Here is a 24,154-nt window from a genome sequence, read left to right on the forward strand (position 1 = left end):
GTGCCGGTTCTGTTGCTTAATCATTACTAACAGGACGCAGGAGTATAAATAATGAAAACCGCTTACATCGCAAAACAACGCCAGATCAGTTTCGTAAAATCCCATTTTTCTCGCCAGCTGGAAGAGAAGCTTGGCCTTATTGAAGTTCAGGCTCCGATTCTGAGCCGCGTGGGTGACGGGACGCAGGATAACTTGTCTGGTTGCGAAAAAGCGGTACAGGTGAAAGTGAAAACACTGCCAGACGCCCAGTTCGAAGTGGTTCATTCACTGGCGAAGTGGAAGCGTCAGACCCTGGGGCAACACGACTTCAGCGCGGGCGAAGGGCTCTACACGCACATGAAAGCCCTTCGCCCCGATGAAGACCGCCTCTCCCCGATTCACTCTGTCTACGTTGACCAGTGGGACTGGGAACGCGTAATGGGTGACGGCGAGCGCCACGTCGGTACGCTGAAATCTACCGTTGAGGCAATTTACGCGGGGATCAAAGCGACTGAAGCCGCCGTGAGCGAAGCGTTTGGCCTGGCACCTTTCCTGCCGGATACGATCCACTTTGTTCACAGTCAGGAATTGCTGAGCCGTTTCCCGGATCTGGATGCCAAAGGCCGTGAACGGGCGATCGCCAAAGAGCTGGGGGCGGTATTCCTGATCGGCATTGGCGGCAAACTCTCTGACGGTAAACGTCATGACGTCCGCGCGCCGGATTATGATGACTGGAGCACCGTGGGCGAGAGCGAGTATGCCGGTCTGAACGGCGACATTCTGGTCTGGAACCCGATACTGGAAGATGCGTTTGAACTCTCGTCTATGGGGATCCGCGTGGATGCCGAAGCGCTGAAGCGTCAGCTGGCCATTACCGGAGATGAAGATCGTCTGAAGCTGGAGTGGCACCAGGCGCTGCTGCGCGGTGAAATGCCGCAGACCATCGGTGGCGGTATTGGCCAGTCTCGTCTGACCATGCTGCTGCTGCAGCTGTCCCACATTGGCCAGGTGCAGTGTGGCGTCTGGCCGCAGCAGGTACGTGAAAGCGTCGGCTCTCTTCTTTAACTAGCGTCGCCAGCGTCTGAGCAGGCGGCTACGCAGCCCGGTATCAAAGCGCCAGATATGATCGAAGATGCGCATGATGCCGGGTTTTCCATGGGCCGACATCGCCACCGCATGAAAACGGTGCTGGTGAACGCGCTGCATCTCCTTCACCTTATTCACCACATCGTCCGGCAGCCGCTGGGCAATAAAATCGGAAATCACCACCGCATCCGCGTCGTACCAGTCGCCGCCCTGCATGCGTTCAATGATGCTGCGAAAACAGCTGGCCAGATCGGTGCCCCCGCGAAAGCGCTGGCTTAAAAAGCGGATCGCCTGCTCCAGTCCCTGTGAGCTGGTCAGTTCGTATCCCACCACTTCGCTGGAAAATAACATGATGTAGCAGCGACGGCGGTCGGCAAGCGCCACGCGCATCAGTGCCAGGCAGAACGCCTTTGCGCACTGTTCATTGAAGCCCCCCATCGATCCGGACGTATCCACGCAGACAATAAAAGGCCCGCGCGGCTGCTCGTCAAAGTCCTGATGCACAACCGGGCGCTGGCCGATCTTCTCGCGCCAGGCTTCGCCATGCAGCCGATAGGTGAGCAGCTGTTTTTCCACCAGCCGACGATAAAACTCGTACTCCAGTTCGGTCATTCCCAGCGTGCCGAGTTCCGTAGGCAGCAGGCGCAGGATGTCATCACCTTGCTGTAATCCATCCACCTGCTCCGGCACGGTGGAGGGTTCGCGTACCAGCGTGCGGAAGGTTTCCATCGGCGCATCTTTCTTTGGGACCGATTTGGCCTCCCGGGAGCGGCCCAGCTGTTCCGCGAGCTTCATCAGCTCCGGCTGCTCTGCCAGAAAGTCGCCGTACTTCACGATCAGCTGATAATCGCCACGCTTTAGCTGCCCGGCACTCATATCCCAGAGCCGTCCGGCAGCGTTTTCATTCTCCACCAGCACCTGTTCCAGCTGGCCGCTTAACGTCATTCGCTCCTGCACTTCGCTGAGCAGCTGTTCGCGCTCCTCCTCCAGCAGCTGCTGGTTAAGGGTCGTGGCCTGCACCACAAGGCTCAGCCGCCAGCGCTGTAAAAAAAGCGTGTGCAGCGCGGGCGTGAAGGTAGGGTTGTCCGTGACCAGCGCTCTGGCCTGGCCGGCAAACGGGGATTGAACGTTATCAAGCAGAGCCAGGGTTTGCTGAAGCCGGGCAATAAACTGCGGCGTAGAAAGCCGCTGGCACTGCTGATAGCCGGCAACTTCCTCTGTCAGCTCCGGCGGAACTTCCGTCTCCTTAAACCGCTGCCGCAGGTTATCGCGCCAGCGTGGGAGATCGTCCGTCATTGCCCTTTTGAGCTTCGGGAATTTTTCAAAGAAGGCCGCCAGCTGCGGTGAAGCAAGCAGGGTGATAACAACCTCTTCGATTAAACCATCCTCGCTAACCGCCAGCATGACGTTGAGCGTGTCCAGCGTTAGCATTGACGCGCCTGTTTGATCTGCGCGCCAACGTCCTGAAGGCTGGCTTCAATGCGGCCCAGCCAGTCGCTATGGATAAAGAGGCATTTCTGCTGCTCGCTGAAGCGCGTGTGCTGCCGGTGCCATTCGGCATCCAGCGCTTCCAGCTGCTGTTTGATCTCCTCCGGGATACTGTCGGAGGCCGTGCCCGGCAGCGCAAGGCGCGATCCCTGAAGGCTGACGTCGCGGATCACCAGATGCTGGCTGCTGTCGACTTCCATCGTCAGCGGCTGGGCAAAGCCAATTCCGTTGAGCTTGCCGCGGATCTCGCCGCCTTTATCCAGCCACTGCGCCAGCGCGACACGTTCGATCGTCACGTGCACTACCTGCATATCATGCAGCTTCAGCTGCTGCTGAAGAAGCAGGGTGAGCGAGTCATCGGTCAGTTCGGCCGGCAGTTCATAGTGCGGCTTACGGGCGAACATCCCGCCGAGGCGGTTCACCTTTAGCGCGGTTTTATCGCTTTGCTGCTGCTGGAGCTGGAGGCGGCGTTGGGCAATCGCTCCCAGCTGGTTAAGCATCGACTGCTGGCCCCACGCGTGTCCGGTCATCAAAACGTCCAGCTGCTGCTGCATCAGGTTCATCCCTTCGGCGTCGTGCCACAGGCAGTCTTTCAGCAGGATCAGATCGACTGGCGCGACGGCATCGCGACCGCTGAACAGCGCGCTTGCCTGAAGCAGGCGAATCGCTTTTTTCCAGCGACGATCGGAGACATACGGCGCGGAAGGCAGCAAATCAAGCTGCTGGCGCAGCATGAAGATAAGCTCAAATACGCTATCCGGCAGCTTTATCTTGCCGATCTCCTCCTGCCACTGGTGGTATTCCTCGTCCGTCACCTGCAATGACGCTGCCACCGGGTTTTCGTTTTCGTCCTGCTGGCTCACCAGCATTGAACGGAAGTTCGACTTGTCCTGCACTTTATCCAGCCACAGGCGGATCAGCATGCGGTCATACAGCGCTTCCAGGCTGCTGTCGTCTTCGGGCAGTTCGTTTGACGCTGCCACCAGCAGGCGCATGGGGATCTTCTCTTCGCTCGCGCCGTTGCGGAACCGGCGTTCGTTGATCGCCGTCAGCAGGGTGTTCAGTATGGCCGGACCGGCTTTCCAGATCTCATCAAGAAAGACGATTTCGGCTTCAGGGAGATAGCCCGCCGTCAGACGCTCATAGCGTCCCTCATCCTTTAACGCCTGAATAGAGAGCGGCCCGAACACTTCTTCCGGCGTGGAGAAACGGGTCATCAAATACTCAAATGCGCGGGCGTTCTGGAATGCGAACTTGAGGCGGCGCGCGATCAGGCTTTTGGCAATGCCCGGCGGTCCCAGCAGAAATACGCTTTCACCGCTCAGCGCCGCCAGTAAACAGAGGCGAATGGCGTGGCTACGCTCGAAAAGGCCTTTCTCCAGCGCGCTGCTGAGGCGGGAAATTCTTTCTGCTAATAAATGTGAGTGAGCCATAATAGTTTTGCATCCTTTCGCCGTCGTGGCGGCTAATTGAAGCGAGTATAGACGTTTCGGTCTGGCCTGATAATAGGCTGAAGTGCGGCGCTATTTTCTTTGCGCTACATTAATGCGGCAGCATTTAGGGGTACGATTTTGCATTGAATCGTGCATACTGTGCGCTTTTTGTGGGCCAAGGGACTAAGCACACATTTGTTATTCAAACGAAAAGACTGGTCTATGAGCACTGATAATAAGCAATCATTACCCGCAGTAACGCTTGCGGCGATCGGGGTTGTCTACGGTGATATCGGCACCAGCCCGCTTTATACGCTTCGTGAATGTTTGTCCGGTCAGTTTGGTTTTGGTGTAGAGCGCGACGCCGTATTTGGTTTCCTCTCGCTCATCTTCTGGCTGCTAATCCTGGTAGTTTCCGTTAAGTATCTCTCTTTCGTTATGCGTGCTGATAACGCGGGCGAGGGCGGTATTCTGACCCTGATGTCCCTTGCCGGACGCAATACGTCGGCAAGAATGACCTCCGTGCTGGTCATTATCGGCCTGATAGGCGGCAGCTTCTTCTATGGGGAAGTGGTGATAACGCCGGCGATTTCGGTGATGTCAGCCATAGAGGGGCTGGAGATTGTCGCGCCGCAGCTTGATACGTGGGTCGTTCCACTCGCTATTATCGTGCTGACACTGCTGTTTGCCATACAAAAACACGGTACCGGTCTGGTGGGCAAGCTGTTCGCTCCTATTATGCTGGCCTGGTTCCTGATCCTGGCGGCGCTGGGCTTGCGCAGCATTATTGCCAACCCGGATGTCCTGCATGCGCTGAACCCGATGTGGGCGGTGCATTTCTTCCTGGAATATAAAGTGGTGTCGTTCGTGGCGCTGGGTGCGGTGGTGCTTTCCATTACCGGCGTCGAGGCGCTGTATGCGGATATGGGCCACTTCGGGAAACTCCCTATCCGCGTAGCGTGGTTTAGCCTTGTCCTGCCTTCACTGGTGCTGAACTACTTCGGCCAGGGCGCGCTGTTGCTTGAACATCCTGAAGCGATTAAAAACCCGTTCTTCCTGCTGGCTCCTGACTGGGCGCTGGTCCCAATGCTGATCCTGGCGACGCTGGCGACGGTGATTGCCTCTCAGGCGGTGATCTCCGGCGTGTTCTCCCTGACGCGTCAGGCTGTGCGTCTGGGCTATCTCTCCCCGATGCGCATTATTCATACCTCGGAGATGGAGTCAGGCCAGATCTACATTCCGTTCGTCAACTGGCTGCTCTATTTTGCTGTGGTGATTGTTATCGTCAGCTTCGAGCACTCCAGTAACCTGGCGGCGGCGTATGGTATCGCCGTGACCGGAACGATGGTGTTGACCTCTCTGCTCTCCACCACGGTGGCGTACCGTAACTGGCACTGGAATAAGTTCCTGGTCGGGCTGATCCTGGCCGGTTTCCTCTGCATCGACGTACCGCTGTTCTCAGCAAACCTCGACAAGATTGTCTCCAGGGGCTGGCTGCCGCTGACGCTGGGCCTGGTGATGTTTATTGTGATGACGACGTGGAAGAGCGAGCGTTTCCGCCTGCTGCGTCGTATGCACGAGCATGGTAACTCTCTGGAAGCGATGATCGCCTCGCTGGAGAAATCCCCGCCGGTGCGCGTGCCGGGTACCGCGGTGTATATGTCTCGCGCGCTGAACGTGATCCCGTTTGCGCTGATGCATAACCTCAAGCACAACAAGGTGCTACACGAGCGCGTGATCCTGCTGACGCTGCGCACCGAAGACGCGCCGTATGTACACAACGTGCGTCGCGTGCAGATTGAGCAGCTATCGCCGACCTTCTGGCGCGTGGTGGCGAGCTACGGCTGGCGCGAAACGCCGAACGTGGAAGAGGTGTTCCACCGCTGCGGCCTGGAAGGGTTAAGCTGCCGCATGATGGAGATATCGTTCTTTATGTCGCACGAGTCGCTGATCATCGGAAAACGCCCATGGTATCTGCGCCTGCGCGGCAAGCTGTACTTGATCCTGCAGCGTAACGCCCTGCGCGCCCCTGACCAGTTTGAAATCCCGCCTAACCGCGTGATTGAGCTGGGGACGCAGGTCGAGATTTAAGCCTCCGTGTGGCCTGATGCGCTTTCCAGAGTAAGAGGGCGCAAACATAAAAAACGGTAACCTCAGGGTTACCGTTTTTGCATTTACCTTCTGCCTCATTTCACTTAGCGAAACGTTTCGACTTCGATCACAAATCCGTTACGTCATGATGGTTTTCTGAACACTCTTGCGGCTACACTGTTTTTAGCGAAACGTTTCGCTAGTGGAGCAAAAAATGAAGAAAGGCACAGTACTCAACTCAGAAATCTCATCGGTTATTTCCCGCCTTGGGCATACCGATACGCTGGTGGTTTGCGATGCAGGCTTACCGGTTCCGCGCAGCACAACCCGTATCGATATGGCGTTAACGCAGGGCGTACCCTCGTTTATGCAGGTACTGGAAGTGGTGACCGCGGAGATGCAGGTTGAGACGGCCATTCTCGCCGCGGAAATCAAACAACATAATCCGCAACTCCACGAAACGTTGCTCACGTTTATTGAGCAACTGCAACAGCACCAGGGAAACACCATTGAAATTCGTTACACAACGCACGAGAAGTTCAAACAACAAACCGCAGACAGTCAGGCGGTGATTCGCAGCGGGGAGTGTTCCCCGTATGCGAATATCATTCTCTGTGCTGGCGTCACCTTCTGAGGCCATCATGGACGCATTACTGCAACTCAAAGGGATCGATAAATCGTTCCCGGGCGTAAAAGCCCTCTCCGGCGCGGCGCTGAACGTTTATTCCGGACGCGTGATGGCGCTGGTGGGCGAGAACGGCGCCGGCAAATCCACCATGATGAAAGTGCTGACCGGGATCTATCAGCGCGATGCCGGTTCACTCGTCTGGCTGGGTAAAGAGACCACCTTCAACGGCCCGAAATCCTCGCAGGAAGCGGGTATCGGCATTATCCACCAGGAGCTAAACCTGATCCCGCAGCTCACCATTGCGGAGAACATCTTCCTGGGCCGCGAGTTCGTTAACCGGTTCGGAAAAATCGACTGGAAAACCATGTACGCCGAAGCGGACAAACTGCTGGCGAAGCTGAACCTGCGCTTTAAGAGCGACCGGCTGGTGGGGGACCTCTCCATCGGCGATCAGCAGATGGTGGAAATCGCTAAGGTGCTGAGCTTTGAGTCGAAGGTCATCATTATGGATGAACCGACCGACGCCCTGACCGATACGGAAACCGAATCCCTGTTCCGCGTTATCCGCGAGCTGAAATCGCAGGGCCGCGGCATAGTATATATCTCTCACCGCATGAAAGAGATCTTCGAGATCTGCGACGACGTCACCGTTTTTCGCGACGGCCAATTTATCGCCGAGCGCGAAGTGGCGACGCTGACGGAAGATTCGCTTATCGAAATGATGGTGGGACGCAAGCTTGAAGATCAGTATCCGCGTCTGGACAAAGCGCCGGGCGACATCCGCCTGAAGGTGGATAACCTCTGCGGGCCGGGCGTAAACGACGTGACCTTTACCCTGCGCCAGGGCGAGATCCTCGGCGTCGCAGGCCTGATGGGCGCGGGGCGCACCGAGCTTATGAAAGTGCTCTACGGCGCACTGCCGCGCACCAGCGGTTACGTCACTCTTGACGGCCACGAGGTGGTCACCCGCTCGCCGCAGGATGGCCTGGCGAACGGCATTGTCTATATCTCCGAAGACCGTAAGCGCGACGGCCTGGTGCTGGGCATGTCGGTAAAAGAGAACATGTCACTCACCGCGCTGCGCTATTTCAGCCGCAGCGGCGGCAGCCTGAAGCACAAAGATGAACAGCAGGCGGTCAGCGATTTTATCCGTCTCTTTAATGTTAAAACGCCGTCGATGGAGCAGGCGATTGGCCTGTTGTCCGGCGGTAATCAGCAGAAAGTGGCGATTGCCCGCGGGCTGATGACGCGCCCGAAAGTGCTGATCCTCGATGAACCAACCCGTGGCGTAGACGTGGGCGCCAAAAAAGAGATTTATCAGCTGATTAACCAGTTTAAGGCCGACGGTCTGAGCATCATTCTGGTCTCTTCCGAGATGCCAGAAGTATTAGGCATGAGCGATCGCATTATCGTCATGCATGAAGGGCATCTCGGCGGTGAATTCACTCGCGAGCAGGCCACCCAGGAAGTTCTGATGGCTGCCGCTGTGGGCAAGCTTAATCGCGTGAATCAGGAGTAAGAAGATGACTACCCAGGCTGTTTCTGGTCGCCGCTATTTCACAAAGGCATGGCTGATGGAGCAAAAATCGCTGATTGCCCTGCTGGTGCTGATCGCGATTGTATCGACCATGAGCCCGAACTTTTTTACCGTTAATAACCTGTTCAACATTCTTCAGCAGACTTCCGTAAACGCCATTATGGCGGTGGGGATGACGCTGGTGATTCTGACTTCGGGTATCGATCTGTCCGTCGGTTCCCTGCTGGCGCTCACCGGTGCGATTGCCGCGTCGATTGTCGGTATTGAAGTCAACGCGCTGGTGGCCGTTGCCGCTGCGCTGGCGACTGGCGCGGCGATTGGCGCGGTAACCGGCGTAATTGTGGCAAAAGGCCGCGTGCAGGCGTTTATTGCCACGCTGGTGATGATGCTGCTGCTGCGCGGCGTCACCATGGTGTACACCAACGGTAGCCCGGTGAATACCGGCTTTACCGAAAACGCCGATCTGTTTGGCTGGTTCGGTATCGGCCGTCCGCTGGGTATCCCGACGCCGGTCTGGATTATGGCTATCGTCTTCCTGGCGGCGTGGTACATGCTGCACCATACCCGTCTGGGCCGTTATATCTATGCGCTGGGCGGTAACGAAGCGGCAACGCGTCTGTCCGGCATCAGCGTTAATAAAGTCAAAATTATCGTTTACTCCCTGTGCGGCCTGCTGGCGTCTCTGGCGGGCATCATCGAAGTGGCGCGCCTCTCTTCCGCGCAGCCAACGGCGGGTACGGGGTATGAGCTGGATGCCATCGCGGCAGTGGTTCTGGGCGGTACCAGCCTTGCTGGCGGTAAAGGTCGCATTGTTGGGACATTGATCGGCGCACTGATCCTCGGTTTCCTGAATAATGGTTTGAATTTGTTAGGTGTTTCCTCCTATTACCAGATGATCGTTAAGGCAGTGGTGATTTTGCTGGCGGTACTGGTAGACAACAAAAAACAGTAACTGACGACACTACAGGACATCTTAGATATGAACATGAAAAAACTGGCTACCCTGGTTTCTGCTGTCGCGCTGAGCGCAACCGTAAGTGCTAACGCCATGGCGAAAGATACCATCGCGCTGGTTGTCTCAACCCTGAACAACCCGTTCTTCGTCTCCCTGAAGGACGGTGCGCAGAAAGAAGCGGACAAACTGGGCTACAACCTGGTGGTGCTGGACTCTCAGAACAACCCGGCAAAAGAGCTGGCGAACGTTCAGGACTTAACCGTTCGTGGTACCAAAATCCTGCTGATCAACCCAACCGATTCCGACGCGGTAGGTAACGCCGTGAAGATGGCAAACCAGGCGAAGATCCCGGTCATCACCCTTGACCGTCAGGCAACGAAAGGTGAAGTTGTCAGCCACATCGCGTCTGATAACGTACTGGGCGGTAAAATCGCCGGTGATTACATTGCGAAGAAAGCCGGAGAAGGCGCTAAAGTTATCGAACTACAGGGCATTGCCGGTACGTCCGCTGCGCGTGAGCGTGGTGAAGGCTTCCAGCAGGCCGTTGCTGCGCACAAATTTAACGTGCTGGCGAGCCAGCCGGCAGACTTCGACCGTACTAAAGGTCTGAACGTTATGCAGAACCTGCTGACCGCGCATCCTGACGTGAAGGCCGTGTTCGCTCAGAACGATGAAATGGCGCTGGGCGCGCTGCGTGCGCTTCAGACTGCGGGTAAAACTGATGTGATGGTTGTCGGATTTGACGGCACTCCGGATGGTGAAAAAGCAGTAAATGATGGCAAACTGGCTGCGACCATCGCTCAGCTGCCTGAGCAGATTGGCGCAACTGGCGTGCAAACTGCCGATAAAGTGCTGAAGGGCGAAAAAGTTCAGGCCAAATACCCGGTTGACCTGAAGCTGGTCATTAAGCAGTAAAAGGCGATTCAGGCAGTCGCTGGCTGCCTGAGGGACACCAAATAAAAGAAAAGTGTGGCATACGCCACCGGGTAATACCGGTGGCGCTCTCAGATGGACAGCTCATACATGAAAACCGCAGGCAACCTCGTCGTCCTTGGCAGTATCAATGCCGATCACATTCTCAACCTTGAAACGTTCCCCACGCCGGGCGAAACCGTCACCGGCAATCAGTACCAGGTGGCGTTCGGCGGTAAGGGCGCAAACCAGGCGGTAGCGGCCGGGCGCAGCGGGGCGAATATCGCGTTTATCGCCTGCACGGGCGATGACGATACCGGCGAGCGCGTTCGCAAACAGCTGGCCAGCGACAATATCGATATTGCGCCAGTCAGCGTGGTTGAAGGGGAATCTACCGGTGTGGCGCTGATTTTCGTCAACGCGGAAGGTGAGAATGTCATCGGTATTCATGCGGGGGCCAATGCTGCGTTAACGACAGAACGCGTCGAAGCGCAGCGTGAAATCATCGCCGGAGCGGCAGCCCTGCTGATGCAGCTGGAGTCGCCGGTTGAAAGCGTGCTCGCCGCCGCGAAAATAGCCCAGGAAAATCATACCTCTGTCGTACTGAACCCTGCGCCTGCCCGTGTATTATCAGACGAACTGCTGGCGCTGGTGGATATCATCACCCCGAATGAAACCGAAGCGGAAAAGCTGACGGGGATCCGCGTGGAAACTGATGACGACGCAGCGCGTGCAGCAAAAGCGCTGCACGACAAAGGCATCGGCACCGTGATTATCACCCTCGGTAGCCGCGGCGTGTGGGCAAGCGTCAACGGCGAAGGCCGTCGCGTACCGGGCTTTAAGGTGAAAGCCATCGATACCATCGCCGCTGGAGATACCTTTAACGGTGCGCTGGTGACGGCGCTGCTGGAAGGGAAAGCGATGGATGACGCGATCCGCTTTGCGCATGCCGCCGCCGCGATTGCGGTGACGCGTAAAGGCGCTCAGCCTTCCGTGCCGTGGCGTAAAGAGATCGATGAATTCTTAAGTCAGCAGGGGTAACGCTTGGCCACAATGAAAGATGTCGCCCGTATGGCGGGTGTTTCTACCTCGACTGTTTCCCACGTTATCAATAAAGATCGCTTCGTCAGCGAGGCGATTCGGGAGAAAGTTGACGCTGCAATAAAAGAACTCAACTATGCGCCGTCGGCGCTGGCGCGCAGCCTGAAGCTCAACCAGACGCGCACCATCGGCATGCTGATCACGGCCAGTACCAACCCTTTCTATTCTGAACTGGTGCGCGGCGTGGAGCGCAGCTGCTTTGAGCGCGGCTACAGCCTGGTGCTGTGCAATACCGAAGGGGACGAGCAGCGCATGAACCGCAATCTGGAGACGCTGATGCAAAAACGCGTCGACGGGCTGCTGTTGCTCTGTACCGAAACGCATCAACCTTCGAAAGAGATCATCCAGCGCTACCCTTCTATTCCCACGGTGATGATGGACTGGGCGCCGTTCGACGGTACCAGCGATCTGATCCAGGATAACTCGCTGCTGGGCGGCGATATGGCGACGCAGCATCTGATCGATAAAGGTCATACCCGCATTGCCTGCATTACCGGTCCGCTGGATAAAACCCCGGCGCGCCTGCGGCTGGAAGGCTATCTCTCTGCAATGCAGCGTGCGGGGCTTGCCGTTCCTGATGGTTATCAGATCACCGGCGATTTTGAATTTAACGGCGGATTCGAGGCGATGCAGAAACTGCTGGCGCAGGAGATTCGCCCTCAGGCGGTATTTATCGGTAACGACGCGATGGCGTTTGGCGCGTATCAGGCGCTGTATCAGGCCGGATTACGCGTTCCGGAAGATATGGCGATTATTGGTTACGATGATATCGAACTGGCGCGCTACATGACGCCGCCGCTGACGACGATTCATCAGCCTAAGGATGAACTGGGCGAGCTGGCCATTGATGTGTTGATCCACCGCATGGCGCAGCCCACGCTGCAACAGCAACGGCTGCAGCTTACTCCTGTTCTGATGGAACGCGGTTCGGTTTAGCCTTTTCCTTGTGACGCTCTTTAATCAGGTTCTGGCCATCTTTCGGTTTTAACAGCACAAAGACCAGCGCCGACACCACCGTAAGCGCGCCCATGGTGATAAAGGTATAGTGGAACTGCTCCACGGTATTGGTACCGTCAAACCCTTCATAAAACCGCAGGACCGCGGCGCTCACGGCGACCCCGAGGCTGATCGACAGCTGTTGGGTCACCGCCAGTACGCTGTTGCCGCTGCTGGCGTTCTCGTCGGTAAGGTCCGCCAGGGTTATCGTATTCATCGACGTGAACTGCGTCGACATCGCCATCCCCAGCACAAACAGCGGCAGGATCAGCATCCAGATGGGTAACGCCGCAGACTGCAGCGAGAACTGCGCAATCATTAATCCAATAAATACCGTTACGCCAACCAGCGTCTTACGATAGCCGAACCAGCGCAGCACCTGCGTAACCGTGGATTTCGCCAGAATCGATCCCATTGCCGTGGGCGCCATCATGCAGCCCGCGATCAGCGCCGGGTAGCCAAAACCGACCTGCAACATCAGCGGCATCAGGAAGGGTACGCAGCCCGTGCCCAGACGTGAGGCAATATTGCCCGCGATCCCGACGGAAAATGTTCGGGTATTAAAAAGGGATAAAGAGATAAGCGGCGTCGGGTGGCGGCGCGCGTGACGTATATAGAGAAGGAACAGCAGAATACCGCTGAGGATAACGGCAAGCGCCAGCCACGTTTCCACGATTTTCTCGCCGAACAACTCCATCCCGCTGGAGAAGAGCACCAGGCTCAGGCCAAACAGGAAAAAGCCGCCCATATCGAAGCTGCGTCGAGGCGTGGTGAAGTTCGGCATGTATTTGCGGGCGTAAATCAGCCCGGCCACGCCAATCGGAATATTAATCAGGAAAATCCAGTGCCAGCTTGCCCAGGTAACCAGTACCCCGCCGAGTACCGGACCAAGTATCGGACCGACCAGCCCCGGCATGGTTACAAAGTTGAGTACCGGAAGCAGTTCGCTGCGCGGATAGGCGCGCAATAACGCCAGGCGAGCGACGGGCATCATCATCGCGCCGCCAATACCCTGCAGCACGCGGAAGATAACCAGCTCCGTCAGGGAGGTGGAGAGGGCGCAGGCCAGCGAGCCAAGCGTAAAGAGCGTGACCGCCACCATAAAAACTTTTCGGGTACCGAATCGATCGGCCAGCCAGCCGCTAACCGGAATAAGCATCGCCACCGTCAGGGTGTAACTGATGATGGCTGACTGCATCGCCAGCGGAGAACGGTTAAGGCTCTGTGCTATTGCGGGAAGTGCGGTATTGAGGATAGTGGCATCCAGTGCCTGCATAAAGAACGCCATGGCTGCAATCCACGGCAATCCGGCCATACTGCGCGCTTTTTTCTCTGTCATTTATTTACCTGCTGGTGGGTTGGCGCGGCCAGCAATGCCTGGCACGCACTCAGGGCTCGCTGCCCGTCGCTCTCCTGAATAGCATCGACAATCGCCTGATGCAGATCCAGCTTCACCACCTCATCCTGCGTAATAGAGGTAAAGTAAGTGTGGTACACCGAATGGAATAAAGAAGCAAAAGACGTCAGAAACGGATTCGCGCTCATATTATAGATATGCTCATGCCAGGCCATATCGACCTCGACCCAGCGTTCGCGGTTAAAGTGTTTTTTCAGGAACACCATCTCTTCCATTAAGGTATTGAGCTGCGCTTTTTGTTCTGCGGTGCCGAGCGTGGCGGCAAGCAGGCAGGCCTGCGGTTCAAGACTGCTGCGCATGACCAGAAAGTGGTCGACGACCTGGTTAAAATTATCTTCGGTCATCCACCAGGTGAGTAACTCCTGATCGAGAAAGTTCCAGTTCCCCTGTGGCATAACGCGGGTGCCAATGCGCGGACGTGGTAACACCATCCCTTTCGCCGATAATGTTTTCACCGCTTCACGAACGGCGGTACGGCTTACGCCAAACCGATCGCCAAGTTCCATCTCGCTGGGCAGGATGCTGCCTGGGGCATATACACCTGCCAGGATCAGCTGAGCCAGCTTCTCTGCCAGCACGTACGACAGGTTTTTTTGGGCTGCCAGCTGTTGTGCGCTTAATGGCATCGCTTTTATTCCTTAACTATTCTTGCCGCTAATTATGCCACCTCAGGTGTGATTGTGGTTGCAGATACATCAAATAGAACAATTTGTAGCTTGATCTCATCGCTTTTGGTGAAAAAAAACACGGTCAGAAACTTTTTTTAAATTACCTCTTGTCACTTCGGAAGAACTCCCTATAATGCGCCTCCACTGACACGGAACAACGGCACGCAAGCCGCCGGGTCAGCAGAGAAAAAGCGAAATAATCGCTTGACTCTGAAGCGGGAAAGCGTAATATGCACACCCCGCGCCGCAGCGAAAAACGAAGCGGCACTGCTCTTTAACAATTTATCAGACAATCTGTGTGGGCACTCAAAGTGACATGGATTCTTAATGTCTTCGGACAATAAATGAATACCAAGTCTCTGAGTGAACATACGTAATTCATTACGAAGTTTAATTCACGAGCATCAAACTTAAATTGAAGAGTTTGATCATGGCTCAGATTGAACGCTGGCGGCAGGCCTAACACATGCAAGTCGAACGGTAACAGGAAGCAGCTTGCTGCTTTGCTGACGAGTGGCGGACGGGTGAGTAATGTCTGGGAAACTGCCTGATGGAGGGGGATAACTACTGGAAACGGTAGCTAATACCGCATAACGTCGCAAGACCAAAGAGGGGGACCTTCGGGCCTCTTGCCATCGGATGTGCCCAGATGGGATTAGCTAGTAGGTGGGGTAACGGCTCACCTAGGCGACGATCCCTAGCTGGTCTGAGAGGATGACCAGCCACACTGGAACTGAGACACGGTCCAGACTCCTACGGGAGGCAGCAGTGGGGAATATTGCACAATGGGCGCAAGCCTGATGCAGCCATGCCGCGTGTGTGAAGAAGGCCTTCGGGTTGTAAAGCACTTTCAGCGGGGAGGAAGGCGGTAAGGTTAATAACCTTGCCGATTGACGTTACCCGCAGAAGAAGCACCGGCTAACTCCGTGCCAGCAGCCGCGGTAATACGGAGGGTGCAAGCGTTAATCGGAATTACTGGGCGTAAAGCGCACGCAGGCGGTCTGTCAAGTCGGATGTGAAATCCCCGGGCTCAACCTGGGAACTGCATTCGAAACTGGCAGGCTAGAGTCTTGTAGAGGGGGGGTAGAATTCCAGGTGTAGCGGTGAAATGCGTAGAGATCTGGAGGAATACCGGTGGCGAAGGCGGCCCCCTGGACAAAGACTGACGCTCAGGTGCGAAAGCGTGGGGAGCAAACAGGATTAGATACCCTGGTAGTCCACGCCGTAAACGATGTCGACTTGGAGGTTGTGCCCTTGAGGCGTGGCTTCCGGAGCTAACGCGTTAAGTCGACCGCCTGGGGAGTACGGCCGCAAGGTTAAAACTCAAATGAATTGACGGGGGCCCGCACAAGCGGTGGAGCATGTGGTTTAATTCGATGCAACGCGAAGAACCTTACCTACTCTTGACATCCAGAGAACTTTCCAGAGATGGATTGGTGCCTTCGGGAACTCTGAGACAGGTGCTGCATGGCTGTCGTCAGCTCGTGTTGTGAAATGTTGGGTTAAGTCCCGCAACGAGCGCAACCCTTATCCTTTGTTGCCAGCGGTCCGGCCGGGAACTCAAAGGAGACTGCCAGTGATAAACTGGAGGAAGGTGGGGATGACGTCAAGTCATCATGGCCCTTACGAGTAGGGCTACACACGTGCTACAATGGCGCATACAAAGAGAAGCGACCTCGCGAGAGCAAGCGGACCTCATAAAGTGCGTCGTAGTCCGGATTGGAGTCTGCAACTCGACTCCATGAAGTCGGAATCGCTAGTAATCGTAGATCAGAATGCTACGGTGAATACGTTCCCGGGCCTTGTACACACCGCCCGTCACACCATGGGAGTGGGTTGCAAAAGAAGTAGGTAGCTTAACCTTCGGGAGGGCGCTTACCACTTTGTGATTCATGACTGGGGTGAAGTCGTAACAAGGTAACCGTAGGGGAACCTGCGGTTGGATCACCTCCTTACCTTAAAGAACCTGCCTTTGTAGTGTCCACACAGATTGTCTGATGAAAAGTAAACAGCAAGGCGTCTTGCGATTGAGACTTCAGTGTCCCCTTCGTCTAGAGGCCCAGGACACCGCCCTTTCACGGCGGTAACAGGGGTTCGAATCCCCTAGGGGACGCCACTTGCTGGTTCGTGAGTGAAAGTCACCTGCCGTCATATCTCAAAACTGACTTACGAGTCACGTTTGAGATATTTGCTCTTTAAAAATCTGGATCAAGCTGAAAATTGAAACGACACACAGCTCATGTGTGTTCGAGTCTCTCAAATTTTCGCAAGTCGACGATGAATCGAAAGAAACATCTTCGGGTTGTGAGGTTAAGCGACTAAGCGTACACGGTGGATGCCCTGGCAGTCAGAGGCGATGAAGGACGTGCTAATCTGCGAAAAGCGCCGGCGAGGTGATATGAACCCTTGACCCGGCGATGTCCGAATGGGGAAACCCAGTGCAATTCGTTGCACTATCGTTAGCTGAATACATAGGCTAACGAGGCGAACCGGGGGAACTGAAACATCTAAGTACCCCGAGGAAAAGAAATCAACCGAGATTCCCCCAGTAGCGGCGAGCGAACGGGGAGCAGCCCGGAGTCTGAATCAGCTTGTGTGTTAGTGGAACGGTCTGGAAAGTCCGACGGTACAGGGTGATAGTCCCGTACACGAAAGCACACATGCTGTGAACTCGAAGAGTAGGGCGGGACACGTGGTATCCTGTCTGAATATGGGGGGACCATCCTCCAAGGCTAAATACTCCTGACTGACCGATAGTGAACCAGTACCGTGAGGGAAAGGCGAAAAGAACCCCGGCGAGGGGAGTGAAAAAGAACCTGAAACCGTGTACGTACAAGCAGTGGGAGCCTCTTTATGGGGTGACTGCGTACCTTTTGTATAATGGGTCAGCGACTTATATTCTGTAGCAAGGTTAACCGTATAGGGGAGCCGAAGGGAAACCGAGTCTTAACTGGGCGTTAAGTTGCAGGGTATAGACCCGAAACCCGGTGATCTAGCCATGGGCAGGTTGAAGGTTGGGTAACACTAACTGGAGGACCGAACCGACTAATGTTGAAAAATTAGCGGATGACCTGTGGCTGGGGGTGAAAGGCCAATCAAACCGGGAGATAGCTGGTTCTCCCCGAAAGCTATTTAGGTAGCGCCTCGTGAACTCATCTTCGGGGGTAGAGCACTGTTTCGGCTAGGGGGCCATCCCGGCTTACCAACCCGATGCAAACTACGAATACCGAAGAATGTTATCACGGGAGACACACGGCGGGTGCTAACGTCCGTCGTGAAGAGGGAAACAACCCAGACCGCCAGCTAAGGTCCCAAAGTCATGGTTAAGTGGGAAACGATGTGGGAAGGCACAGACAGCCAGGATGTTGGCTTAGAAGCAGCCATCATTTAAAGAAAGCGTAATAGCTCACTGGTCGAGTCGGCCTGCGCGGAAGATGTAACGGGGCTAAACCATGCACCGAAGCTGCGGCAGCGACACTATGTGTTGTTGGGTAGGGGAGCGTTCTGTAAGCCGTTGAAGGTGTGCTGTGAGGCATGCTGGAGGTATCAGAAGTGCGAATGCTGACATAAGTAACGATAAAGCGGGTGAAAAGCCCGCTCGCCGGAAGACCAAGGGTTCCTGTCCAACGTTAATCGGGGCAGGGTGAGTCGACCCCTAAGGCGAGGCCGAAAGGCGTAGTCGATGGGAAACAGGTTAATATTCCTGTACTTGGTGTTACTGCGAAGGGGGGACGGAGAAGGCTATGTTAGCCGGGCGACGGTTGTCCCGGTTTAAGCATGTAGGCGGAGGTTCCAGGTAAATCCGGTACCTTTTAACGCTGAGGTGTGATGACGAGGCACTACGGTGCTGAAGTAACAAATGCCCTGCTTCCAGGAAAAGCCTCTAAGCATCAGGTAACACGAAATCGTACCCCAAACCGACACAGGTGGTCAGGTAGAGAATACCAAGGCGCTTGAGAGAACTCGGGTGAAGGAACTAGGCAAAATGGTGCCGTAACTTCGGGAGAAGGCACGCTGATATGTAGGTGAAGCCCCTGCGGGTGGAGCTGAAATCAGTCGAAGATACCAGCTGGCTGCAACTGTTTATTAAAAACACAGCACTGTGCAAACACGAAAGTGGACGTATACGGTGTGACGCCTGCCCGGTGCCGGAAGGTTAATTGATGGGGTTAGCGGCAACGCGAAGCTCTTGATCGAAGCCCCGGTAAACGGCGGCCGTAACTATAACGGTCCTAAGGTAGCGAAATTCCTTGTCGGGTAAGTTCCGACCTGCACGAATGGCGTAATGATGGCCAGGCTGTCTCCACCCGAGACTCAGTGAAATTGAACTCGCTGTGAAGATGCAGTGTACCCGCGGCAAGACGGAAAGACCCCGTGAACCTTTACTATAGCTTGACACTGAACACTGGTCCTTGATGTGTAGGATAGGTGGGAGGCTTTGAAGCGTGGACGCCAGTCTGCGTGGAGCCAACCTTGAAATACCACCCTTTAATGGCTGGTGTTCTAACGTAGACCCGTAATCCGGGTTGCGGACAGTGTCTGGTGGGTAGTTTGACTGGGGCGGTCTCCTCCCAAAGAGTAACGGAGGAGCACGAAGGTTGGCTAATCCTGGTCGGACATCAGGAGGTTAGTGCAATGGCATAAGCCAGCTTGACTGCGAGCGTGACGGCGCGAGCAGGTGCGAAAGCAGGTCATAGTGATCCGGTGGTTCTGAATGGAAGGGCCATCGCTCAACGGATAAAAGGTACTCCGGGGATAACAGGCTGATACCGCCCAAGAGTTCATATCGACGGCGGTGTTTGGCACCTCGATGTCGGCTCATCACATCCTGGGGCTGAAGTAGGTCCCAAGGGTATGGCTGTTCGCCATTTAAAGTGGTACGCGAGCTGGGTTTAGAACGTCGTGAGACAGTTCGGTCCCTATCTGCCGTGGGCGCTGGAGAATTGAGGGGGGCTGCTCCTAGTACGAGAGGACCGGAGTGGACGCATCACTGGTGTTCGGGTTGTCATGCCAATGGCACTGCCCGGTAGCTAAATGCGGAAGAGATAAGTGCTGAAAGCATCTAAGCACGAAACTTGCCCCGAGATGAGTTCTCCCTGAGACTTTAAGTCTCCTGAAGGAACGTTGAAGACGACGACGTTGATAGGTCGGGTGTGTAAGCGCAGCGATGCGTTGAGCTAACCGATACTAATGAACCGTGAGGCTTAACCTTACAACGCCGAAGATGTTTTGGCGAAGAGACAGACACTCAAATTTCAGCCTGATACAGATTAACAGAATTTGCCTGGCGGCTTTAGCGCGGTGGTCCCACCTGACCCCATGCCGAACTCAGAAGTGAAACGCCGTAGCGCCGATGGTAGTGTGGGGTCTCCCCATGTGAGAGTAGGGAACTGCCAGGCATCAATTAAGTGAAGAGGCCATCCGGAAGGATGGCCTTTTTGCGTTTTGGGGTTTTCCCTCCTCCCCTGTGAAAGCGGGCGTCAGACCGCACCGCACCTCAAAATAAACTCCGCAATCTCATCCACATTATTTAAATCCAGAACCGGTACTTCCAGAGGCAAAGCAACATCACTCGCCACTGCAATCACGTGCTCATCAAGCGTTAATTCGCTGACATCATGTCCGGCACCGCTTCTGAACAGCAGGATCTTAGGCACGGCCTCATGCTTAAACCCCTCAACCAGCACCAGATCCAGCCTGGAATGATCCATCCGACTGACCAGATAAGCGAGATCCAGCGGCGCTTCATCCGGTGTTTCTGTCATCAATGCCCAGCGCTGATTACTCGCCACCATCGTTTGCGCAGCGCCAGCCTTGCGTAGCTCATAGCTGTCTTTCCCCGGCTTATCGACATCCATGTTATGGTGCGTGTGCTTAATCAATCCGGGACGAATGCCTTTGGCGCAAAGTGCTGGTATCAGTTTTTTTAGCAGCGTGGTTTTTCCGGTACCACTCCAGGCTGAGATCGCTAAAACGGGTATCATGTCTTCTCCTGCATCATCTGCAAATCTTCCGTGGTGTTCACGTTCACAAACGCAGATTTCATGTCGCTGAAATCAACGGAATGCCCACCGGCCTGGCGCATAAATACCATTACCCGCCGTTCTCCTGCGGCCAGGTAAGCTTCCAGCGCAGCCGTTAACGAGCGGTTCATTAAAGCGATAGTTGGATGATCGCGCTCGCCGTCGTGTACCCATACGACGGGAGCATCACCGCGCCGCTGCACCAGACGTTCAACCAGACAAGACGGGATACAGGGCGTATCGCACGAACAAAAGAGAAACCACTCGCCCCGCGACTGCTGCATAACGGAAAGCATTCCCGCCAGCGGACCGGGGTAATTGAGCTGGTTATCCTGATAAACCGGATATCCACTGCGCTGGTAGATGTCGAGATGCCGGTTAGCGCTGATTGCCATCGACGAGACCCGATCTGCCAGCGTATCAGCAACATGCTGCCATAACGGTTTGTCGTTCAGGAGCTGAAGCCCCTTATCTTTTCCGCCCATTCGCGTTGCTCTGCCACCGGCCAGAACGACCCCGATGATTTCCTGGCGTTGATTCACGAATATCGCCTCTTTTATTGTGGGATTGACCCTGCTAACGTGTCTCTCTAAATGAAAGGAGCACTACCATGAAATGTAAACGTCTAAATGAAGTCATTGAACTCCTCCAGCCGGCATGGCAGAAAGAGCCAGAGCTGAATCTGATGCAATTTTTACAGAAACTGGCCAAAGAGTCAGGTTTTGATGGCGAACTGGCAGACCTTTCTGACGACATCCTGATCTACCACCTTAAAATGCGCGACTCAGCTAAAGATGCTGTTATTCCTGGTATTCAGAAAGACTATGAGGAAGATTTTAAAACCGCACTGCTGCGCGCCAGGGGCGTAATTAAAGAGTAAAAGCTTGTAAGCGGAGCCACCGAAATCGCCACAAGATGATATCCTGAATCATTCGTATAATTTCCGGATGATCGGATGAACGACCAGGCTTTTACTTTCCAGACATTACACCCGGATACCATTATGGATGCGCTGTTCGAGCAGGGTATTCGTGTGGATTCCGGGTTAACCCCTTTAAACAGCTATGAAAATCGCGTCTATCAGTTTCAGGACGAAGAGCGCCAGCGCTTTGTCGTAAAGTTTTACCGCCCGCAGCGCTGGTCCGCAGAACAAATTCAGGAAGAGCATCAGTTTGCCCACGATCTCCTGAATGATGATGTTCCCGTTGCCGCTCCGCTCGCATTCAATAACCAAACGCTGTTGACCCATCAGGGGTTTTACTACGCGGTATTTCCGAGCCTGGGTGGAAGACAGTTTGAGGCGGATAATATCGATCAGATGGAATGGGTCGCTCGCTATCTGGGGCGTATTCATCAGACGGGACGTAAAACACCGTTTATGGCCCGTCCGACCATTGGTGTTCAGGAATATCTCATCGAGCCGCGACATATATTCGAAACGTCGACGCTAATTCCGAAGGCGTTAAAGGATAATTTCCTCGCGGCGACCGATAAGCTTATTGATGCCGTAAAAGCCAGCTGGCGAGAGGAAATTACGACGCTGCGTCTGCACGGTGACTGCCACGCCGGGAATATTCTCTGGCGCGACGGCCCGCTATTTGTCGATCTCGACGATGCCCGTATGGGCCCAGCGGTTCAGGATCTGTGGATGTTGCTCAACGGTGATAAAGCCGAGCAGCGCATGCAGCTTGAGACCATAATTGAAGCTTATGAAGAATTTAGCCCCTTTAATTCAGACGAAATTGCCTTGATAGAGCCTTTACGTGCGATGCGTTTTGTTTATTATCTCGCGTGGCTAATCAGGCGTTGGGAAGACCCGGCGTTTCCCCGAAATTTCCCCTGGCTTACCGGGGAGGATTACTGGCGCAACCAGATATCCACATTTACCGAGCAGGTTAAGATTTTGCAGGAACCACCTTTGCAATTAACGCCGATGTATTAATTGGACACACCCAGGAGAGAGTTAATCATGAAAAAAATTTGGCTGGCGCTGGCTGGTATGATTCTGGCATTTAGCGCATCTGCTGCGCAGTTTACCGACGGCAAGCAGTACATCACGCTGGACAAGCCTGTTGCTGGCGAGCCGCAGGTGCTGGAGTTCTTCTCGCTCTACTGCCCGCACTGCTACGAGTTTGAACAGGTACTTCATGTTTCTGATAACGTGAAGAAAAAACTGCCGGAAGGCACCAAAATGACCAAATATCACGTTGAGTTCCTTGGCCCGCTGGGTAAAGACCTGACTCAGGCGTGGGCGGTTGCAATTGCGCTGGGTGTGGAAGATAAGATCACCGCGCCAATGTTTGAAGCCGTACAGAAAACCCAGACCGTGCAGACCGCCGCAGATATCCGCAAAGTGTTCGTAGATGCCGGTGTGAAAGGTGAAGACTACGACGCGGCCTGGAACAGTTTTGTGGTGAAATCCCTCGTGGCGCAGCAGGAAAAAGCGGCTTCAGACCTTCAGCTGCAGGGCGTTCCGGCGATGTATGTTAACGGCAAATACCAGGTGAATACGCGTGGTATGGATACGACCAGCATGGATATCTTCGTACAACAGTACGCTGATACCGTGAAGTATCTGGTTGAGAAGAAGTAACAGACATAACGAAAACGCCGGTCACTGACCGGCGTTTTTGTATGAAGATTTAATACTCGCTATCTGCTCGTCTTTCTCTTTCCAGAGCGTATTAAGCCAAAGCTGGAAACGACGTTTGAAGTTTTTATCGTTTACGTAATCACCATGCAGTGCCGTGTCGACCGGCACCAGATCAACACGAACAACAATACGCGTCAGCTTGCCGCTCAGCATATCGTAGAACGGCGTCCTGTCGTTCTCGGGATAGCAGAGCGTCACGTTCAGCAGCTTATCGAACTGTGCACCCAGCACGTTGAGCGCCATGGCTATACCCGCCGCCTTTGGCGGCAACAGGTTCTGATAGGGGGAGCGAGTCTGCTGGCGCTTCTCTTCGGTAAAGCGGGACCCTTCAACGAAGTTAACTATCGTGGTGGGATGCGCGCGAAACTTTTCGCAAGAGCGGCGCGTGGTTTCAACATCCTTACCACGGCGTTCCGGATGACGAAGCAAATAGCTGCGCGAATAGCGTTTCATAAACGGCATATCCAGCGCCCAGCAGGCCAACCCAATAAAAGGGACCCAGGCCAGCTGCTGCTTCAGAAAGTACTTATTCATCGATATGCGTTTGCGAAACAGCACGCACAATACAACGATGTCGGCCCAGCTGTGATGATTGCAGATCAGCAGATACCAGTTCTTTTTGTTCAGCATGTCGAGACCCTGAACATCCCACTTAAGCCAGGGGTTAAGGTGCAGCAGGATCGCCAGCCCTTCACACCAGCAATACATCATAAAATTACAAAAAGCAGAAACCGCGCGCCATACCGCAGGAACAGGCAACAGCAGCTTAATTATTCCGGCAATAATGATCGGCACAGAACAGGCGATGGTAACCAGAATGGTTAAAATGACGCTAAGCAATAATGTTATTGCAGCGAGTATTTTCGACATAATCATTTTTTTCAGATAGTTAGCTGTAAATGAGCAGCCGGCTATCCGGTGCTGGGTGCCGATCTTATCAGAAATTCGCTCACAGCAGGGCGCTTTCAAGCGAAGAGGCGGCGGTCCGTGCCTCATGGCAGCGAATTTATCCATGCAGGAAGCGTGTTTACGTCTTATATCCACAAAGACTAAATAACCATCAGCAAGGGGTGATCTCGCTCGATCGTTAATTATTATATTGATTTCATTGGGTAAATTAATATAAAACCTCAAGCTTAAAGAACTGTTATTCACCTGTATTGAAAATATTCACAAACTTATCCACA

The 24,154-nt window shown here is 54.6% G+C and carries 18 protein-coding genes, 1 tRNA gene and 3 rRNA genes; 15 read left to right on the forward strand and 7 right to left on the reverse strand.

Going from position 1 to position 24,154, the window contains the following annotated elements:
• Positions 1 to 51 precede the first annotated feature (51 nt).
• Positions 52 to 1,044, forward strand: coding sequence for an aspartate--ammonia ligase (gene asnA, locus HWQ14_RS05190; RefSeq protein WP_176609143.1), 993 nt, complete (start codon positions 52 to 54; stop codon positions 1,042 to 1,044).
• Here asnA and viaA read toward each other — a convergent pair whose 3' ends face one another.
• Positions 1,045 to 2,496, reverse strand: a complete 1,452-nt coding sequence (viaA, locus tag HWQ14_RS05195; protein ID WP_176609144.1) for an ATPase RavA stimulator ViaA — start codon at positions 2,494 to 2,496, stop codon at positions 1,045 to 1,047.
• Positions 2,490 to 3,986 carry an ATPase RavA gene (gene ravA / locus HWQ14_RS05200; RefSeq protein WP_176609145.1) on the reverse strand — a complete coding sequence of 499 codons (1,497 nt, stop codon included), beginning with the start codon at positions 3,984 to 3,986 and terminating at the stop codon, positions 2,490 to 2,492. Before ravA ends, viaA begins: the two co-directional genes overlap by 7 nt.
• Before the next feature lie 222 nt (positions 3,987 to 4,208).
• On the opposite strand from ravA, the gene kup reads away from it, so the two are divergent.
• From kup to rbsR, 7 genes are all read left to right on the forward strand, one after another.
• Positions 4,209 to 6,077 (forward strand): low affinity potassium transporter Kup, encoded by a 1,869-nt coding sequence (gene kup / locus HWQ14_RS05205; RefSeq protein WP_176609146.1) that lies wholly within the window; start codon positions 4,209 to 4,211, stop codon positions 6,075 to 6,077.
• A gap of 214 nt (positions 6,078 to 6,291) precedes the next feature.
• On the forward strand, positions 6,292 to 6,711 hold the full coding sequence (gene rbsD / locus HWQ14_RS05210) for a D-ribose pyranase (protein ID WP_148420339.1): 420 nt from the start codon (positions 6,292 to 6,294) through the stop codon (positions 6,709 to 6,711).
• Positions 6,712 to 6,718: 7 nt separating this feature from the next.
• Entirely contained in the window at positions 6,719 to 8,224 is a 1,506-nt protein-coding gene (gene rbsA / locus HWQ14_RS05215) for a ribose ABC transporter ATP-binding protein RbsA (protein ID WP_176611157.1), read from the forward strand.
• A gap of 4 nt (positions 8,225 to 8,228) precedes the next feature.
• A complete protein-coding gene (gene rbsC, locus HWQ14_RS05220) occupies positions 8,229 to 9,194 on the forward strand; it encodes a ribose ABC transporter permease (protein WP_176609147.1) in 966 nt (321 codons plus the stop codon).
• Positions 9,195 to 9,221: 27 nt separating this feature from the next.
• A complete protein-coding gene (gene rbsB / locus HWQ14_RS05225) occupies positions 9,222 to 10,112 on the forward strand; it encodes a ribose ABC transporter substrate-binding protein RbsB (protein WP_148420337.1) in 891 nt (296 codons plus the stop codon).
• A 108-nt stretch (positions 10,113 to 10,220) separates the two neighbouring features.
• Positions 10,221 to 11,150, forward strand: a complete 930-nt coding sequence (gene rbsK / locus HWQ14_RS05230; protein ID WP_176611158.1) for a ribokinase — start codon at positions 10,221 to 10,223, stop codon at positions 11,148 to 11,150.
• Positions 11,151 to 11,153: 3 nt separating this feature from the next.
• A complete protein-coding gene (rbsR, locus tag HWQ14_RS05235) occupies positions 11,154 to 12,146 on the forward strand; it encodes a ribose operon transcriptional repressor RbsR (RefSeq protein WP_148420336.1) in 993 nt (330 codons plus the stop codon).
• Here the strand turns inward: rbsR and mdtD are convergent.
• Positions 12,112 to 13,545 carry a multidrug transporter subunit MdtD gene (gene mdtD, locus HWQ14_RS05240; RefSeq protein WP_176609148.1) on the reverse strand — a complete coding sequence of 478 codons (1,434 nt, stop codon included), beginning with the start codon at positions 13,543 to 13,545 and terminating at the stop codon, positions 12,112 to 12,114. The two genes, rbsR and mdtD, sit on opposite strands and share 35 nt — an antisense overlap.
• Positions 13,542 to 14,249, reverse strand: a complete 708-nt coding sequence (locus HWQ14_RS05245; RefSeq protein ID WP_148420334.1) for a FadR/GntR family transcriptional regulator — start codon at positions 14,247 to 14,249, stop codon at positions 13,542 to 13,544. The genes mdtD and HWQ14_RS05245 overlap by 4 nt, the downstream gene beginning before the upstream one ends.
• 454 nt (positions 14,250 to 14,703) lie before the next feature.
• On the opposite strand from HWQ14_RS05245, the gene HWQ14_RS05250 reads away from it, so the two are divergent.
• From HWQ14_RS05250 to rrf, 4 genes are all read left to right on the forward strand, one after another.
• Positions 14,704 to 16,246 (forward strand): 16S ribosomal RNA (locus HWQ14_RS05250).
• A gap of 85 nt (positions 16,247 to 16,331) precedes the next feature.
• Positions 16,332 to 16,407, forward strand: a tRNA-Glu gene (locus HWQ14_RS05255).
• Between the two features lie 192 nt (positions 16,408 to 16,599).
• Positions 16,600 to 19,503: ribosomal RNA gene (locus tag HWQ14_RS05260) — 23S ribosomal RNA — on the forward strand.
• Between the two features lie 71 nt (positions 19,504 to 19,574).
• Positions 19,575 to 19,690 (forward strand): 5S ribosomal RNA (rrf, locus tag HWQ14_RS05265).
• The 16S, 23S and 5S rRNA genes sit together here with 1 tRNA gene alongside, the layout of an rRNA operon.
• An 81-nt stretch (positions 19,691 to 19,771) precedes the next feature.
• Here the strand turns inward: rrf and mobB are convergent.
• Both mobB and mobA read right to left on the reverse strand, forming a co-directional pair.
• Complete coding sequence (mobB, locus tag HWQ14_RS05270; protein ID WP_176609149.1) at positions 19,772 to 20,275, reverse strand: molybdopterin-guanine dinucleotide biosynthesis protein MobB; 504 nt, start codon at positions 20,273 to 20,275, stop codon at positions 19,772 to 19,774.
• Positions 20,272 to 20,856 carry a molybdenum cofactor guanylyltransferase MobA gene (mobA, locus tag HWQ14_RS05275; RefSeq protein WP_176609150.1) on the reverse strand — a complete coding sequence of 195 codons (585 nt, stop codon included), beginning with the start codon at positions 20,854 to 20,856 and terminating at the stop codon, positions 20,272 to 20,274. The genes mobB and mobA overlap by 4 nt, the downstream gene beginning before the upstream one ends.
• A gap of 68 nt (positions 20,857 to 20,924) precedes the next feature.
• Here mobA and HWQ14_RS05280 point away from each other — a divergent pair, with 68 nt between their 5' ends.
• The 3 genes from HWQ14_RS05280 to dsbA all read left to right on the forward strand — a co-directional run bounded on the left by HWQ14_RS05280 (position 20,925) and on the right by dsbA (position 22,907).
• Positions 20,925 to 21,194 (forward strand): YihD family protein, encoded by a 270-nt coding sequence (locus HWQ14_RS05280; protein WP_003861904.1) that lies wholly within the window; start codon positions 20,925 to 20,927, stop codon positions 21,192 to 21,194.
• A gap of 75 nt (positions 21,195 to 21,269) precedes the next feature.
• Positions 21,270 to 22,256, forward strand: a complete 987-nt coding sequence (locus tag HWQ14_RS05285) for a serine/threonine protein kinase (RefSeq protein WP_176609151.1) — start codon at positions 21,270 to 21,272, stop codon at positions 22,254 to 22,256.
• A gap of 27 nt (positions 22,257 to 22,283) precedes the next feature.
• Positions 22,284 to 22,907, forward strand: coding sequence for a thiol:disulfide interchange protein DsbA (gene dsbA / locus HWQ14_RS05290; RefSeq protein WP_176609152.1), 624 nt, complete (start codon positions 22,284 to 22,286; stop codon positions 22,905 to 22,907).
• A 21-nt stretch (positions 22,908 to 22,928) separates the two neighbouring features.
• On the opposite strand, the gene HWQ14_RS05295 is transcribed toward dsbA, so the two are convergent.
• Positions 22,929 to 23,837: an acyltransferase gene (locus tag HWQ14_RS05295; protein ID WP_176609153.1), complete on the reverse strand. Its 909-nt coding sequence runs from the start codon at positions 23,835 to 23,837 to the stop codon at positions 22,929 to 22,931.
• Between the last annotated feature and the right edge of the window lie 317 nt (positions 23,838 to 24,154).

The organism is Enterobacter cloacae (assembly GCF_013375935.1).
Lineage (GTDB): Bacteria > Pseudomonadota > Gammaproteobacteria > Enterobacterales > Enterobacteriaceae > Enterobacter > Enterobacter pasteurii.